Origin of the sequence: Azospirillum sp. A23 (assembly GCF_042938965.1) — a bacterium.
In the GTDB taxonomy this organism is placed as follows: Bacteria; Pseudomonadota; Alphaproteobacteria; order Azospirillales; family Azospirillaceae; genus Azospirillum; species Azospirillum melinis.
On sequence record NZ_CP170663.1, the window covers coordinates 599,377 to 615,220 of the forward strand.

At 68.0% G+C, this 15,844-nt stretch carries 13 protein-coding genes and 1 pseudogene; 6 read left to right on the forward strand and 8 right to left on the reverse strand.

Annotated features, from left to right (window positions below):
• Positions 1-75: 75 nt before the first annotated feature.
• Positions 76-508: pseudogene (locus ABNQ40_RS02495) on the forward strand (DUF1810 domain-containing protein).
• A 10-nt stretch (positions 509-518) separates the two neighbouring features.
• Here ABNQ40_RS02495 and ABNQ40_RS02500 read toward each other — a convergent pair.
• From ABNQ40_RS02500 to ABNQ40_RS02520, 5 genes are all read right to left on the reverse strand, one after another.
• Positions 519-1,643 (reverse strand): malate/lactate/ureidoglycolate dehydrogenase, encoded by a 1,125-nt coding sequence (locus ABNQ40_RS02500; protein ID WP_391345454.1) that lies wholly within the window; start codon positions 1,641-1,643, stop codon positions 519-521.
• A gap of 148 nt (positions 1,644-1,791) precedes the next feature.
• Positions 1,792-3,468 (reverse strand): methyl-accepting chemotaxis protein, encoded by a 1,677-nt coding sequence (locus tag ABNQ40_RS02505; RefSeq protein ID WP_391345455.1) that lies wholly within the window; start codon positions 3,466-3,468, stop codon positions 1,792-1,794.
• Positions 3,469-3,553: 85 nt separating this feature from the next.
• On the reverse strand, positions 3,554-4,174 hold the full coding sequence (locus ABNQ40_RS02510) for a histidine phosphatase family protein (RefSeq protein ID WP_109050098.1): 621 nt from the start codon (positions 4,172-4,174) through the stop codon (positions 3,554-3,556).
• 11 nt (positions 4,175-4,185) lie between these two features.
• Positions 4,186-5,340, reverse strand: a complete 1,155-nt coding sequence (locus ABNQ40_RS02515; protein WP_391345456.1) for an alpha/beta fold hydrolase — start codon at positions 5,338-5,340, stop codon at positions 4,186-4,188.
• A 120-nt stretch (positions 5,341-5,460) separates the two neighbouring features.
• Positions 5,461-6,825, reverse strand: coding sequence for an MFS transporter (locus ABNQ40_RS02520; RefSeq protein WP_391345715.1), 1,365 nt, complete (start codon positions 6,823-6,825; stop codon positions 5,461-5,463).
• 905 nt (positions 6,826-7,730) lie between these two features.
• On the opposite strand from ABNQ40_RS02520, the gene ABNQ40_RS02525 reads away from it, so the two are divergent.
• Genes ABNQ40_RS02525 through ABNQ40_RS02535 form a run of 3 tightly spaced genes read left to right on the forward strand, consistent with a single transcriptional unit; the run spans position 7,731 to position 10,268 of the window.
• Positions 7,731-8,096 carry a ferrous iron transport protein A gene (locus ABNQ40_RS02525; protein ID WP_391345457.1) on the forward strand — a complete coding sequence of 122 codons (366 nt, stop codon included), beginning with the start codon at positions 7,731-7,733 and terminating at the stop codon, positions 8,094-8,096.
• Between the two features lie 36 nt (positions 8,097-8,132).
• On the forward strand, positions 8,133-10,055 hold the full coding sequence (locus ABNQ40_RS02530; protein WP_391345458.1) for a ferrous iron transporter B: 1,923 nt from the start codon (positions 8,133-8,135) through the stop codon (positions 10,053-10,055).
• Positions 10,056-10,058: 3 nt separating this feature from the next.
• Positions 10,059-10,268, forward strand: a complete 210-nt coding sequence (locus ABNQ40_RS02535; RefSeq protein ID WP_247879916.1) for a hypothetical protein — start codon at positions 10,059-10,061, stop codon at positions 10,266-10,268.
• 16 nt (positions 10,269-10,284) lie between these two features.
• Here ABNQ40_RS02535 and ABNQ40_RS02540 read toward each other — a convergent pair whose 3' ends face one another.
• Positions 10,285-10,965, reverse strand: a complete 681-nt coding sequence (locus tag ABNQ40_RS02540; RefSeq protein WP_109050887.1) for a pentapeptide repeat-containing protein — start codon at positions 10,963-10,965, stop codon at positions 10,285-10,287.
• A 73-nt stretch (positions 10,966-11,038) separates the two neighbouring features.
• The gene (locus ABNQ40_RS02545) at positions 11,039-12,955 is read right to left on the reverse strand and encodes a methanol/ethanol family PQQ-dependent dehydrogenase (RefSeq protein ID WP_109050888.1); all 1,917 of its coding nucleotides are present in this window, start codon (positions 12,953-12,955) and stop codon (positions 11,039-11,041) included.
• 478 nt (positions 12,956-13,433) lie between these two features.
• On the opposite strand from ABNQ40_RS02545, the gene ABNQ40_RS02550 reads away from it, so the two are divergent.
• Together ABNQ40_RS02550 and ABNQ40_RS02555 are read left to right on the forward strand one after the other, a co-directional pair.
• Positions 13,434-14,768, forward strand: a complete 1,335-nt coding sequence (locus ABNQ40_RS02550; protein WP_247879917.1) for an ATP-binding protein — start codon at positions 13,434-13,436, stop codon at positions 14,766-14,768.
• The gene (locus ABNQ40_RS02555; protein ID WP_109050889.1) at positions 14,765-15,397 is read left to right on the forward strand and encodes a response regulator transcription factor; all 633 of its coding nucleotides are present in this window, start codon (positions 14,765-14,767) and stop codon (positions 15,395-15,397) included. Before ABNQ40_RS02550 ends, ABNQ40_RS02555 begins: the two co-directional genes overlap by 4 nt.
• A 6-nt stretch (positions 15,398-15,403) precedes the next feature.
• On the opposite strand, the gene mntR is transcribed toward ABNQ40_RS02555, so the two are convergent.
• A complete protein-coding gene (mntR, locus tag ABNQ40_RS02560) occupies positions 15,404-15,841 on the reverse strand; it encodes a manganese-binding transcriptional regulator MntR (RefSeq protein ID WP_109050890.1) in 438 nt (145 codons plus the stop codon).
• Between the last annotated feature and the right edge of the window lie 3 nt (positions 15,842-15,844).

Here is a 15,844-nt window from a genome sequence, read left to right on the forward strand (position 1 = left end):
CCGGCAGATAGCTGTTGCGAAGCGCCGTTCTGCGACCGATGTCTCGGCATGGCCCCAGGAACGAGGAGCGGCGCCATGCCGGACAGCGATCCCTTCGATCTTCAGCGCTTCGTCGAGGCTCAGGACCCGGTCTACGCGACCGTGCTGGCGGAGCTGAGCGACGGCCGCAAGCGCAGCCATTGGATGTGGTTCATCTTCCCGCAGTTGCGCGACCTCGGCCGCTCGCCCACCGCCCAGTTCTACGGCATCGCCGGCCTGGACGAGGCACGGGCCTATCTGGCGCACCCCGTCCTGGGCAACCGGCTGGCGCAGGCGACCGAGAGTGTGCTGGCCGTGCAGGGGCGGACGCTTCATGAGAATCTTCGGCTCGCCCGACGACCTGAAGTTCCGCTCCTCCATGACCCTGTTCACCCAGGCGGCGGCAGAGGAGGGTGACCTCTACCGGAAGGCACTCGACCGATTCTGCGACGGCCAGCCGGACGACGCGACCTTGAAGCTGCTGACCTGATAGCCGGCCGTCAGGCCAGCAAGTCGCCAAGAGCCAGCCCGCGCTCCCGCCCCAGACTGTCCAGCATCGCCAGCGTGGCGCCGTCCAGCGGGATGCCGTCGGCCAGACGCTGCCGGCGGGTGCGGGTCTCCGGCTCGCCCGGCATCTGGATGGCATCGACTCCGGGCGCCGTGGGCGTGTCGCGGACATAGGCCACCAGATCGTCGAGATCGGCGGCCCATTGCGCGTTGCCGCCGCGCGCCGGGTCGAAGACGATGGCGAACATGTTGTTCATCACCCGGCCGGAGTTCTGGTGGGACGGCGTACCCGGCATTGCCGATGCCAGCGCCCCCGCCAGCACGTCGCACATCAGCGCCAGCCCGAAACCCTTGTGCCCGCCCAGCGGCAGCAAGGCGCCCGACGGATCCCGGAACATCACGCCCGGGTCGCGCGTGGGGTCGCCCTGCGGATCGAGAAGCAGGCCCGGCGCCATCTCCTGCCCCTTGCCCATGGCGACACGGCATTTGCCGACGGCGACTGCGCTGGTGGCGAAATCCAGGATCAAGGCCGGCGTCGCCTGCGTGGCCGGAACCGCGATGCAGATCGGGTTGGTGCCCAGCCGCGGCCGGGTACCGTCATGCGGTGCCACCGCCGGACGGGTGACGACATTGACGAAGGCGAGCATGACCATCCCGGCATCGCTGCACTGCTCGCCGTAAGAGCCGACACGGCCGATATGATGGCTGTCGCGCAGGGACAGCACGGCCAATCCGTCCTGCCGCGCCTGCTCGATGGCAAGCTCCGTTGCCTCGCGCGCGATCACCTGCCCATAGCCGCTGTCGCCGCCGACCGCCAGGAAGGGGCCGGACCGGCCGATTACCGCCGCATGCCGGTTGGGCCGCAGCAGCCCTGCGGCAATCGCCGGCATATACATCGCCAGCATGCCGACACCGTGGCTGTCGTGCCCGCGCAGATTGGCCTCGACCAGATGGTCGGCGACGACCGCCGCTTCCTCTTCCTTGCTTCCGGCCGCTTGCAGCAGACGCCGCGCAGCCTCCGCCAGCCGCTCCGCCCGGACCGGCCGCAATCCGGTGCCATAGACGCCGGCATTGAAGGACGCCGCCGCGGCGAAGGGATCCTTTTGTGTTTCCGTCATCGTCTGCCTTCCCGTTCGATGGTCCCTATTTGGTTGCCGGTCCCAAGGCGGGGCAAGGGCTGAGTTGCGGCCGAAAAACAAAGGGGGCGGATCCCGGCAGCCTGAACCGCCGGAAATCCGCCCCGCGTCATCCGATCAGACCGTCCGGTCAGGCGGCGTTGACCTCCGCCACGAAGCGCCGGACTTCGTCCTTCAGCCGCTCGGACTGCTCCGAGACACTCTCGACGCTGGTGGAGACGAGGCGCATCCGCTCGCTGGTGGTGGTCATGGTGGACGACAGCGAACCGACGCTGCTGGTGACGCGTCGGGAGTTGTCGGCGGCGGCGCGGGCGTTGGCGAAGATCTGGTGGGTCGCCGCTTCCTGCTGCTGCACGGCCGACGCCACCTCGCCGTTCAGCGCGCTGAGGTTGGTGATCAGGCTGGCGATGCTTTCGATGGCGCCGATGGCGTTCGCGGTCGCCGCCCGGATAGCGCCCACCTGCGACTGGATATCCTCGGTGGCCTTCGCCGTCTGGGTGGCGAGGCTCTTCACCTCGCTCGCCACCACGGCGAAGCCCTTGCCGGCCTCGCCGGCGCGGGCCGCCTCGATGGTGGCGTTCAGCGCCAGCAGGTTGGTCTGGCCGGCAATCGAGTTGATCAGTTCCACCACCGCGCCGATCTGCTCGGCGGCCGACGCGAGGCCGGTGACGATCCCGGTGGTGTTGGAGGTCTCCGTCACCGCGCGGGACGCGGTCTGGGCGGCGCTTTCCACCTGACGGCTGATCGCGGCGATGGAGCCGCGCAGCTCCTCGCTGGCCTGGGCGGCGGATTCGACGCTGTCAGAGGCACCCTGCGCGGCGCCGGCGGCGGCATGCGCCTCGTCGGTCGTGCTGGCGGCGTCGTTGGTCAGGGCGGCGGTGCGCTCGTGCAGGGCCACGGTGGTGGTGCTGAGCGTCGCCACGACCTCGTCCATCGCGCGGGCGAACTCGGCGGCACGGACGGACAGGCGCTCGCGCTGAAGGTCGCGGGCGGCACGCTCCAGGTCGGCGCGCTGGCTCTCGTCGCGGGCACCCTGCAATGTGGTGGCGAGGCCGGCGACGGCGCGGGCCATGTCGCCGATCTCGTCGGGCCGGTCGGCATGGGGCACGGCAGCCGTCAGGTCGCCGCCGCCGATGCGTCCCAGCACGTCGCGGATCGCCAGCAGCGGACGCGACATCCCGCGCGACACCCAGATGCCGATGCCGACGCTGATCGCCAGCAGCAGCAGCGAGACTTCAAGCTCGCGCCAGATGCGGGCACGGAACTCCGCATCGACGTCGTCGGTGTAGACGCCGGTGCCGATCATCCACTGCCAGGGCTGGTAGCCGGCGGCATAGGCGATCTTCGGGGTCGGCTCGGCATCGTCGCTGCGCTTGTGGCGGAAGGCGACGAAACCGCCGCCGGCCTTGGCCGCCTCGGTCATCTGCACGTTGAAGGGGACGCCGTCGGGGTCCTTCAGGTTCAGCAAATTCTTGCCCTCGACCTGCGGGCGCAGGCCATGGACCAGGCTGACGCCTGCATAGTCATAGACGAAGAAATACTCGCTGTTGCCATAGCGCATGGCGCGCACGGCGTCGCGGGCACGCTCCTGCGCCTCCGCGCGCGGCAGCTTGCCAGACTTCTCCTGCTCGCCATAGAGCGCGATGACGGACGCGGCCGCATCGACCATCTCCTTGACCTTGGCCTTGCGCTGCTCGATCAGGTTCGTGCGCGTTCCCGTCAGGTGGACGGTGGCCCCGGCGAGCGTGCTGAGCAGCGCCACGCCGAAAACCAGCAGCATGAGCCGCGTACCAATCTTGAGCTTCATCGCCCTTCTCCTCACTCCTGATCCACGCGGCATCGCGCGGCATCCACGCATCGATTTTCGATTGTTGATCGGACCGGTTCTCCGGTCAGGCCGGGCAGCAGGCCCCGGCTTTCGCCTCCAGCGGAGACACCAGTGGGTCGCACCGCCACCATCCCGGCCCGCCCGGCGGGGCGGACAGGCGGGTGAAGTCCACGACCTCGCAATTCCCCAGCTCCACACCCGGCCGCCCGGCGAGCCGATGCAGCAGAATGCGGGCCACGCCCTTGCTGCCGACCAGCAGCGGCCGGTACTCCAGCAGTCCGGCGGGTCCGTTCGCCAATTCGTCGACCCCGTCCAGGACACGGGCGGCGAAGGCGCCTTCGCTCTCCCCGCCCGGCGGCGTCTCTCCGGCGGCGAACCAGGGGCGCGTCAGCTCGATCGGCAGGCCGTTCCAATCCCCCAGGCTGCGCTCGCGAAGCCAGTCCCGCCTGACAAGCTGAACGCCCAGCGTCTCGGCGAATACGGCGCCGGTCACGGCGGTGCGGTCCAGCGGACCGGCGATCACCAGACCGCAGGTCCGGCCGGACCGGCGGAGCCGCTCCGCCGCGTGCCGGGCCTGTTCGACCCCCCGTGGGGTCAAGGGAATGTCCCGATCGCCGCCGCAGCGCACGCCCCGGAGATTGTCGTCCGTCTCGCCGTGGCGCACGAAATGGAAACCGTCCGTCATCGCCAGCCCCCTCACCGGAACAGGATGCGGGCGGCGCCCGCGGTCCAGCCGATGGTGCTCTCCACCGGCAGGGTATGGGGGGCCGACATCCAGCGGGCCAGGGCGTCGATATGCAGAGGATCGCTCAGCGTCGGGGTATGGCCGACGTCCGGCACATGCAGGACGCTCAACCCCGGCTTGCCCATCATCCGGGCAATGGTCGCCTCCTGAAGGGCGTCGCTCATCATGCCGTGCACCAGCAGCACCGGGCAGTCGATGCGCTGCCAGTCGTCCCACTGGTCGTGGTCCTGGATGGCGCCGTCGCGGTAGCATTGCAGCGCCCGGATGTCGTGGCGGTAGACCCGGCCGCCATTTTCCTCCGACCAGCGGGTCTGGTGGAAACTGTTGTGCAGGAGAACGGTGTCGTCCACCGGCCCGTCGTTCTTCTGGGCCGCTCCGGTGCGGTGGAACAGCTGGGCCGGGTGGCGGAAGACATAGTGGCGGGCAACGGATTCGGCGCGGCGGCGCCGCCGTTCGGTCGGGATGAAGGGGCCGATGTCGTTCAGGATAAGGCGTTCCACCAGATCCGGAGCTTCCGCCGCCACCCGCATCGCCACGCTGCCGCCGAGCGAGGAGCCCAGCAGGGTGACCGGGCCCAACTGCTTGTGGCGGATCAGGGCCAGCACCTGGGCGACGGTTCCGTCGAAGCTGTAGTCCGACTGGTCGGCCAGCCAGCCGCTGCGGCCGCGCCCGGCCCAATCGAGGCACAGCACATGGTAGCGGTGCGACAGGGCGCGGGCGACATAGTCGAAGCGCCGGGCCGAATTCGCGATGCCCCCCAGGCACAGCAGCGCCGGATTCTGCGGGCTGCCCCATTTCGTGTAGGCAAGGCGGATGGTGTAGTCGGTGCGCAGCCGCTCCACCGTGCCGAGTTGCAGTGCCGCGCTGTGAGTATAATCGAAATGACGCAGGCGATGGCCGGCACCGATCAGCGGCTCGACCACACGCATGATGGTTTCATAGTTCTTCCAGGTCATCTCCTCGACGGATCCGATCCCGAGCGCCTCCAGGGTGACGCGCAGGGTTTCCATCGCGCCGTCGTGGCGGCCATGGACAGGAAGGGTTTCCCCGGCGAAGGAGGGGCAAGGCATCGTCAGAACAGGCTCCACGAGCATCTGGTCAGGCATGGGCGTCGAAGCCTCCGTGATCGATGGGTGTGGGGGCGAGGGACATAAGACGGTCGGGGTTTGCGACATCGACGGATGACGCACGGGGCTGGGGGAGGGGGCTGGGGGCGAGGGAATTCATCAGACGGCCTCTCCCGCTGCCGGCGAGGCGGACGGAACCACCAGGAAGACGACGCAGAAGGCCGTGCCGCACAGCATGCCGAGCGCACCGAGAGCCACCAGCGCAGCCTGCATTCCGAAGCGGTCGGCAAGCGCCGCAGCCAGCAACGGACCGATCACCGAACCGCCGCGCTCCAGCAGACGATAGACCGCGAAGACGCTGGAATCGCCCATGCGGGCACAGTCCGCGCGGCAGACCTCCGGGACCAAAGCCAGTTGGGTGGCGTTGTTGAGTGCATGGGCGACGCCGAGAGCGGCGATGCCGATCAGGATCCCGGCGACGCCCTGTTCCTGCAGGATCGCGAGCGTGCCGGCCCCGCCGATCAGCCCGCCCAGCCCGGCGAACAGGGCATGACGGCCGGTACGGTCGGCGACCTTCGACACCCATGGGCCGAGCAGGACGATGATCAGCCCATAGGTCATCATCAGACGGCCGATCCCGGCCGGCGTCGCACCCGCCGCATGCAGCGACACCGGGACGAGATAGAACAGGTATCCGGTCAGCATCAGCTTGGTCGGCACCGACGAGAACAGCAGCAACGCCAGGAACCGTGGATTGGCAAGCAGTGCGGCCGCATCGCCCATGCGGAAGGGGCGCCGTTGCACCCGTTCCGTCCGGTCGGCCGGAAGAAGCGTCACCGCCGCCGCGGCCGCCAGCGCCAGCAGCGCCGAAACCGCGAAGGTGGCGCGGTAGCCGAACTGATCGGCGAGAATGCCACCCAGCGGCGCGCCGCACAGGCCGGCGACGATCACCGCGGCGACGAATTGCGCCATGCCGCGCGCCCGCCGGTCCGCCGGGGTGTGGCGGGCGACGAAGCCCTGCGCGCCGATGAACATCACCGCATAGCCGAGCGCGCAGGCCCCGCGCCACAGCAGCAGTTCCGCCATCGACCCGGCCATCGCCGTTCCGATGAATCCCGCCACCGCAGGCAGGGTGCCGAGCAGCAGCGTGCGGCGGCTGCCGAACCGGTCGGCCCAATGGCCGGCGAAGGGCGTGAAGACGGCGACCAGCGCCATGAACAGCCCGATCGGCAGCCCCATCATCACGGTCTCGGACAGGCCGGGAACCGGGGTGTAGAGTTCGCGGGCGTAGAGCGGCAGGAAGGACCGCGACAGTTCCTCCGCCAACATGAACAGGAACAGGGCGGCACGCATGCGGCCCACCGCCGATGCCGGCTCCTGCTCCCCGCGACCCGGTCGTGTGGCGAGCAGGAGCAACCCTTCGAACACCAGAAGAAGGCAGACGACCAGCAGCACGGCGGCGTCATAGAAGAAGCCGCGCACCGCCTCGGCCGGCAGCAGACCCGCGAGCCCCGGCAAAGTCATGGCACAGAAGGCAAGCAAGGCCGCTGCCACAACCATCAGCCCCCGCAGGGGCGTGGCGCCGGCCAAGCGTCGGAAAGAAGGCAGCAGCAGGCCGGCTGACCATAAAGTCGCTGGAATTGCAGCCGCCAGGATCGCCATATGGTTGCGTTTTGAATCGAGCGCAATCTGCATAGAAGAAAAGGCGGAATCCTCAGCGGCATTTCCATAAAATTTTGCATAAATCAGACAAGAAAGCAGTGCGATCCCAATCATCGTCAGAGTAGGCAGCATCACGTGCGGGCGTATGCCTGATTTCGATTGCATTGTTAGCTCCAGACACACAACCGCTGCGCAGAAGTGCTTCGGAGGCTAGATCCTAACTCCAAAGAATTGGTAAATCGAAATTGCTTCGAAAATAAAAGCTCTGGATTCTAAACGCCATACCTGGGTATGTTTTTTGTTGGAGACACTGATACTGAAAATATTCGGACAAATGCAACGGTACTTCTCTTAATACATATTCCTGATATGATTTTTATATGAATTTCAATGTTTTTTGGCGGCACAGACAGCCGATGCCGAACAATCCGCGACGCTAGAGAAAGGAATGCACACGCTGGTTGCAGCGCAGCAAAGGTTGAGCTTTGCTATTTCGAATTGGAATCCCTTTCTGATTTTCACATAGAATGAGAGTGAGATTGCGAAAACGCACCTCGCTCCTTCGCTTTTTTTCGGAGAAAATCGAAAAAATTGCCGATCATGGGAAGCGCGCCTCGCCCCCCTCCAACGACATGCCGCGAGGACGGGACCGCTCCGCGGCGCTTCGCCACATCGCAAATGCAAATGATTCGCATCATTGTCGGGTCTGCGGCCCTTGCCGCCGATGCGCACGTCCTTTCCGGCGTGCCGCCCACAGGTGCCACACCATGATTCCGCCGCTAACCGGCCCCGCTCACGCCGCCCCTCCGTCTCCCACCACCCGTCAGGCTCCCGGCCCAGCGCCCGGCACCAGCTCCGATCCTCCCATCGGTGGCGATTGCTGCCGTCTCGGCGCGTTGCGCAAGGGCCAGCGCGCGGTTGTGACCGGTCTCGACGAGGCCGCCGTCGCAACCCCGTTGCCGCCCGGCGAACTGGAACGCCGCATGATCGAGATGGGCCTGATCGAAGGCGCCCGCGTGGAAATCCTGCATGAGGGCTTCCCCGGCGCCGATCCGCTTGCCGTGCGCATCAACGACCACACCCTGGCCCTGCGCCGGGCTGAGGCGCACGCCGTCCTGGTGACGCTCGGCTGAGCCGTCACCTCCTCTTCCTGCGGAAAGGTTTCCGCGATGTCCGATACCGTTCTATCCAACCCGGCCTTCACCGGCGCCCCGCCGCGCATCGCCCTGGTCGGCAATCCCAACTGTGGCAAGACCGCCCTGTTCAACGCGCTGACCGGCGCCCGCCAGAAGGTGGCGAACTATCCCGGCGTGACGGTCGAGCGCAAGATCGGGGAGTTCCTCAGCCCGGCCGGCACCCGCGTGCAGCTCGTCGACCTGCCCGGAACTTACAGCCTGCGCGCCCGCTCCCCCGACGAGGAGGTGACGCGCGACGTCGTGCTGGGCCGCTTCCAGCATGAAGCCCCGCCGGACGTGATGGTCTGCGTCGCCGACGCCACCAACCTGCGCTTGCATCTGCGGCTGGTGCTCGAACTGAAGAAGCTCGGGCGGCCGATCATCCTTGCGCTCAATATGATGGACGTGGCGGAGGCGCGGGGCTGCCGCGTCGATGCGGCGGCTCTGTCGGCGGCGCTGGGCGTGCCGGTGGTGCCAACGGTTGCGATCAAGCGCACCGGCGTGGTCGGGCTGCTCGACCAGATCGACCGCAGCATGGTCGCGATGACCCCCACGCTGGCCCCCTCCCCCGGTACCTCCTCCTGCGGCTGGAGCGAACCCTCCGCCCTCGACCTGCGCGCCTATCATCAGGAGGTCGAAACCATCCTGGCCGCCGCATTGCGCGATGCCGGCCGGCCGTCGCTCGCGACCCGCCGCATCGACGCCGCCCTGCTGCATCCGGCCATCGGCCTGCCCTTCCTGTTCCTGGTGCTGTTCCTGATGTTCCAGGCGGTGTTCGCCTGGGCCGCCGTGCCGATGGACATGATCGACAAGTGCCTGGGCTGGATTCAGTCCGGCGCCGGAGCGGCCCTGCCCGACGGCCTGTTGAAAAGCCTGCTGACCGACGGCATCATCGCCGGTGTGGGCAGCGTGGTGATCTTCCTGCCGCAGATCCTGGTGCTGTTCTTCTTCATCCTGATGCTGGAATCCACCGGCTACATGGCGCGGGCGGCCTTCCTGCTCGACCGGCTGATGGGCGGGGTCGGGCTGCATGGCCGGGCCTTCATCCCGCTGCTCTCCAGCTTCGCCTGTGCCGTCCCCGGCATCATGGCGGCCCGCACCATCGAGAACCGTGCCGACCGGCTGGCCACCATCATGATCGCCCCGCTGATGACCTGCTCGGCCCGGCTGCCGGTCTATACGCTGATCATCGCCGCCTTCGTTCCCGACCGGACCGTGGCCGGCGGCATGATCGGCTTGCAGGGGCTGGTGATGTTCACCCTCTATGCCGCCGGCATCCTGTCGGCGCTGGCGGCCGCCTTCGTGCTGAAACGCACGATCTTCAAGGGTGCGCGCGAGCCGCTGCTGATGGAACTGCCATCCTACCGGCTGCCCAGCCCGCGCGACATCCTGCTGGGGCTGCTGGAGCGGGCACGCATCTTCCTGGCCCGCGCCGGCACGGTGATCTTCTCCATCATGATCCTGCTGTGGTTCCTCGGCAGCTTCCCGGCGGCGCCCGACGGCGCGACCGGACCGGCCATCGACTACAGCTTCGCCGGGATGCTCGGCCATGCGCTGGCCCCGCTTCTCGCCCCCATCGGCTTCACCTGGCAGATCGCCATCGCCCTGGTGCCGGGCATGGCGGCGCGCGAGGTGGCGGTGGCGGCACTCGGCACCGTCTATGCGTTGAGCGAGACGGGCGACGCACTCTCCGGCTCGCTGGCCGGCGTGCTGGCGGCGGACTGGAGCCTGCCGACGGCGCTGTCGCTGCTGGCGTGGTTCGTGTTCGCCCCGCAATGCGTCTCCACCCTGTCGGTGGTGAAGCGGGAAACCAACAGCTGGTTCTGGATGCTGGTGATGATCGTCTACATGACGGCGCTCGCCTATGGCGCCGCCTTCGTCACCTTCCACCTGTCCAGCGCTCTGCTGGGAGGGTGAGCCATGATGGAAAGTCTTCCCGAAACCATCCTTGTCGGCCTGATCGTCGCCGCCGCCTTCGCCTGGGTGGCCTGGACCATCCTGCTGCCCACCCCCTTGCGCAACCGGCTGCGCCGGCTGGCCGGGAGGCCGGTCCCCTCGCAGGCGGGCGGCTGCTCCGGCGGTTGCTGCGGCTGCGAGGCGGCGGGACCCAAACACGGCAAGCGCTGCTGACGGTCCCGCCGCACCGTCACCAGCCGGTCGGGCAGGACCGGCAGCCGGTCATCAGTGCGTCCTGGAAGATGGCGAAGCGCAGCTTGGCTCCGTCCATGTTCGCACCGGACAGGTTGGACAGGGCCATCTTCGCTTCCTGAAGGTTGGCCCCCTCCAGGCTGGCGCCGGCAAGATTGATCTTGTCGGCGCGGATCGCCTCCAGATTGGCGGCGGTCAGGTCGCTGCCGGTGAAGTCTGCACCGGTGGCACGGGCGAATTCCAGATTGGCGCCCCGCAACCGCGCACCGGACAGGCGCGCTCCCTGAAGAAAGGCGGTACGCAGGTCGGCGCCGTCCAGAATGGCGCCGGTCAGGTCGGCGCCGCGCAGGTCCGCCTTGCGCAGGTCGGCCCGCATCAGGTTGGCCCCATGCAGATCGGCCCCGGCCAGCGACAGCCCGCGCAGATTGCGATGCCGCAGATCCAGGTTGGGGCAGACGATGCGGGGACCGAGCGTGCATCCGTTGACGACGCTCGCCCGCTCCTCCTCGCCGCCGCCGACCGGCTGTCCGGCCTCCTCGACAGCCGCCGGAATCGCCGCCGTCTCCATCTCCGCCGCCAGGACGGCGGGAACCGGCGCTGCGAGACAGACGGCCAGGGCGTTCAGAGCCAGGATCCGGCAGAGTTTTCTCGGCAGCACGGCCTTGCTGTGCGACGTCATGATGATGCCTCCGATGAAAAGGACCGGGGCGGCGACCGCCCCGGCGCTCCATGCTCCGGTTTCGCGGAGCCGGTCACTTGCTGCTGGAGACCTTCACGTCGGCCAGCTTGAACACCCAGAAGGAACCGCCCTGGGTCACGCGGGTGGTCAGGTCGGCCAGATCGCCGCCCCACAGCGGCACCGCGCCGCCATAGCCGGTGGTGATGCCGACATACTGCACCCCGTCCTGCTCCCAGGTGATCGGGGAGGAGACGATCCCCGACCCGGTCTGGAAGTGCCACAGCTCCTGTCCGGACTTGGCGTCGAAAGCCTTGACGAAGCCGTCGCCGGTGCCGGTGAAGACCAGATTGCCGGCGGTCGCCAGCGTGCCGGCCCACAGCGGCAGTTCCTCCTTATGCTCCCAGACGATCTTGCCGGTCTTCGGATCCAGCGCCCGCAGGCTGCCGACATGGTCGTCGAACATCTTGTGGATGCGGAACCCCATGCCGAGATAGGCCGAGCCGGGGTTGTAGCCGACATGCTCGGTCCAGTAATCCTCCTTCCAATGGTTGGCGGCGATGTAGAACAGCTTGGTGTCCTCGCTGTAGGACATCGGGTTCCAGTTCTTGCCGCCCAGGAACGGCGGCGACACCTCGACCGGCTTGCCGCGCTTCTCGCCTTCGGCCGGCAGCGGCGGACGCTGGCCCTCATTCTCGATCGGACGGCCGGTCTTCAGGTCGATGCCCTTGGCCCAGGTGATGCCGTCGACGAAGGGATAGGCCGCCAGCACGCTGTTGGGCTTGTTCGCCTCGCCGCCGGCCGTCGCCAGCTTGGTCCGGTCGGTGACGTAGAAGAAGCCGTTGCGGTCGGCATGGGCCGTCGCCTTCACCGTCTTGCCCGACGCGTCGGTGTAGTCGAACAGCACCAGCTCGTTGTTGCCGGAGAAGTCCCAGGTGTCGTTCGGCGTGTGCTGGTAGAAGCCCTTCAGTTCGCCGGTGGTCGGGTCGACATAAGCCTGACCGGAGGTGTAGAGGCTGTCGCCCGGCCAGCGCGCCCAGCCGTTCCAGGGTGCCGGGTTGCCGGTGCCGATGACGATGGTGTTGGTCTCCACGTCGAAGGTGGCGCTCTGCCAGGGCGCGCCGCCGCCGTGGTTCCACGCCTCCACCAGATTGCCGTCCTTGTCTCGCGGCCAGGAGGGGGCCTTGTCGCTGCCGGTCGGCGTGCTGTCCTTGCCGTTCAGCCGGCCCATATGGCCCTCGACCAGCGGACGCATCCAGATCTCGTCGCCGGTGTCTGGATCGCGGGCGAACAGCCGTCCGACCACGCCGAACTCGTCGCCCGACGACCCGTGGATCAGCAGAACCTTGCCGGTCTTCTGGTCCTTCACGATGGTCGGCGCGCCGGTCATGGTGTAGCCGACCTTGTGATCGGCGAACTTCTTCTTCCAGACGACCTTGCCGGTGTCCTTGTTCAGCGCGACGACGGACGCGTCGAGCGTGCCGAAGAACACCTTGTCGCCATAGATCGCGGCACCGCGGTTGACCACGTCGCAGCAGGGCCGGATGTCGTCGGGCAGCCGGTGGGAATAGCTCCACAGCCGCTTGCCGGTCTTGGCGTCCAGCGCGAACATCCGCGAGTAGGAGCCGGTGACGTAGATCACCCCATCATGGACCAGCGCCTGGGTTTCCTGCCCGCGCTGCTTCTCGTCGCCGAAGGAGAAGGACCAGGCGGGGACCAGACGCGACACGCTTTCGGTGTTGATCTGCTTCAGGGTGCTGAAACGCTTGCCTTCCACCCCCATCCCGTACATCAGCACGTCGCCGGGATTCTTCGCATCGTTGGCAATGGCATCCCAGGTGACGTCGGAGGCCAGCGCCGGACCGGCAGGCGCCGCAGCCAGGAACAGCGTGGCGGCCACGGCCGCGATCCCGGCCAGATGGGTCCCGCGGAAGCGGTGTCGCGGCTTGCCGCCGGTGACGGCCGCAATCGTGCTGTAGGACGAAAGTGTCATGCGTTTCCCCCGATGATTGGCCGCGAAGCGGCGGTTACGGACACGGCCTTGCGAAGCCGTGCCGGCGATGGCGTCACGCCGGTTCGATCCCGTTCCTGCGGGCGGCGGGAGGCGATGCCGCCCCCGGTACCGGGATGAGCCGAGCGTGACGATGTCGCGCCAGAAAGCCGTTGCTTTCTGAATGGCAGGGCCCTTTTCAGGCCGGTCTGTGCATCCCGCCCGGCGCACAGCACCATGTCTTGCCGGCTCCAATAGTCTCCCGGGCGGAGCCATGGTTCCATTCGACAATCCGGGGAAGAATTTCTTGACCCGATCCCATGATGACATCCCGGATCAGCCGGGATTTTTTCCCGTTCGGTGCCGTACACGGCCAGGATCGGCATCCGCACTGTGGCTCGATTGTGCGAAGGGCGGATGGCGCCCAAACAGATGGATGGTTTAGCATTCCGTCGATGGTCGTATTTCGGAGTGGACGCTGGTGTCGCTGAGGATGCGCATCCTGGCCTTGATCGGGCTTTTCCTTCTGCTGATGGCAACCGCCGGCGGGGCGGTGATGGTCGCCAATGCCCGCGACGCCGTCCGCGCGGAAATGGCCTCTGCCCTGGAATTGGGCGGCGCGCTGAGTCTCGCGGTGGCGGAGCGCGGTGACATCCCCGGCGGCATCGCCATGCTGAACGGGCTGGGGCTGCGTCATCTGCGCTTCATCGGGGCCGACGGCCTGCCGCGGCCGGAACCGGCGGAACGGCGCGCACCGGACTGGTTCGCCGCGCTGATCGGCGTGGATTTGCAGGAACGGATGTTGGCGGCGGGCAAGCTGCGCATCGTTGCCGAGCCCTGGGACGAGATCGCCGAGGTCTGGGAAGACATGACCGATCTCGCCGCCGCAACGCTGACGGTCGGGCTGCTGCTGATGGGAGCCGCCTATCTGGCGGTCGGACGTGCCCTGGTTCCGCTGTCGCGGCTGGAAGCCGGGGTGGAAAGGCTGCGCGCCGGCAATTACGCCTTTTCCTTCGATGGCCGCGGCGTTCCCGAACTCGACCGGCTGGGGACCGGAATCGCCGCGCTGGCCCATGGGCTGGCAGCGGCGGAGGCGGAGAACCGGCGGGCCGGCCAGCGCATCGTCGCGGCGCAGGATGCCGAAAGGCGGGAGGTCGCCCGCGAAATCCACGACGAACTCGGCGCCGCCCTCTTCGCGATCAAGGTCGATGCCGGCCGTATCCTGCGCCTGCAGGACGTTGGAAACGATGGGGACGCTACCAGTGAAGCGGCCGAACGCGCCGGCAAGATCCTAGACACCGCGGCGGAGGTCCACCGGCTGAGCCGCCGCCTCCTGGCCCGCCTGCGCCCCGCCCTGCTGGACCAGTTGCCGCTGAGCGAGGCGCTGACCGAACTGGCCGACGACTGGATGCGGCGCCAGCCCGATGTCGCCTTGACCCTCGCCATCGAGCCGGCCGCGGCGCTGGCGGAGTTGGACGGCTGCGACGACGTGCTGCGGCTGACCGTCTACCGGCTGGTGCAGGAATCGTTGCTCAACGCCTTTCGCCATGCCAAACCGTCGGCTGTCGCCGTCAATCTGAGCATCGATCCGCAGGCGGTGGAGATCGTCGTTGCCGATGACGGACCCGGCCTGCCGGATGGCGACGAACCGGCAAGGAACGGCTTCGGGATTCCCGGCATGGCGGAACGGGTGCACACTCTGGGCGGCAGCCTGTCGATCGGAACCGCGGCCGGCGGCGGTACCCGTGTGTCGGCCCGCCTGCCGCGGACTGCCCTGTCGCCCGCCTCGCCGTCAGCATTGGAGCGCATGGCGTGACCCACACCATTCTTCTGGTCGACGACCATCCGATCGTCCGGGCCGGCTGCCAGCGCCTGCTGGCCGAAGCGGCGCTCGGCCGCGTGGTGGAGGCGGAGGATGTCGGCAGCGCGCTGGAGCTGTGGCGGGCGGAGCGGCCGGACGTCGTCGTCCTCGACCTCAATATTCCGGGCGACGGCGGCGGCATGGCCGTGCTGCGCACCATCCGCGAGGAAAACCCGGCGGTGCCCGTCCTGATTTTCAGCATGCACGAGGATCCGGCCATCGCCGCCCGCGCGCTGAAGGCCGGTGCCCGCGGCTATGTCACCAAGAACGACGCGCCGGACAGCCTGGCCTCCGCCATCGGCACGGTTCTGGCCGGGCGCATCCATTTGGACAGCGGGCTTGCCCGCGAACTGGCGCTGATGAGCCTGTCGCCGCCGTCCGATCCGCTGGCCGTCCTGACCCAGCGGGAGCGGGAGATCCTGGCCCTGGTCGGACGCGGCATGACCGCGGCGGCCATCGCGGAGCGGCTGGGGATAAGCCAGAAGACGGTGGCCAACAGCTGCACCCAGATCAAGGACAAGCTGGGCGCCGACAGTGCCCGCGCCCTGATCCGCATCGCCATCGACAACGGTCTCGCCGACTGAAGAGCGTCAGCCGCCCTGGGCCAGCGCGCGGCGGAAGGCGTCCAGCGTCTCGGCGCTGACATGGTGTTCGATGCCTTCGGCATCGATGCGCGCCGTGTCGGCGCTGACGCCGAGGGAGCGGAGGAAGGCCACCACCGTCCGGTGCCGCTCCCGGCTTTCCTCGGCGATCCGCCGGCCGGCATCGGTCAGGAACACCGCCCGATAGGGCTTGCGATAGACCAGCCCGTCGGCCGCAAGCCGGTCCAGCATGCGGGCGACTGTTGGCTGCGCCACCCCCAGCCTTGCGGCGATGTCGACCTGCCGGGCCTCCTGCCCGCTTTCGATCAGGTCGGCGATCAGCTCCACGTAATCCTCGGCCAGGGCGGTCCGCTGGGCCTCCCGCGTCTTGCGGAAACCCTCGGCATGGAGTTCGGCATCGGGAAGGTCCGCATCGCTGTCAGTCACGCC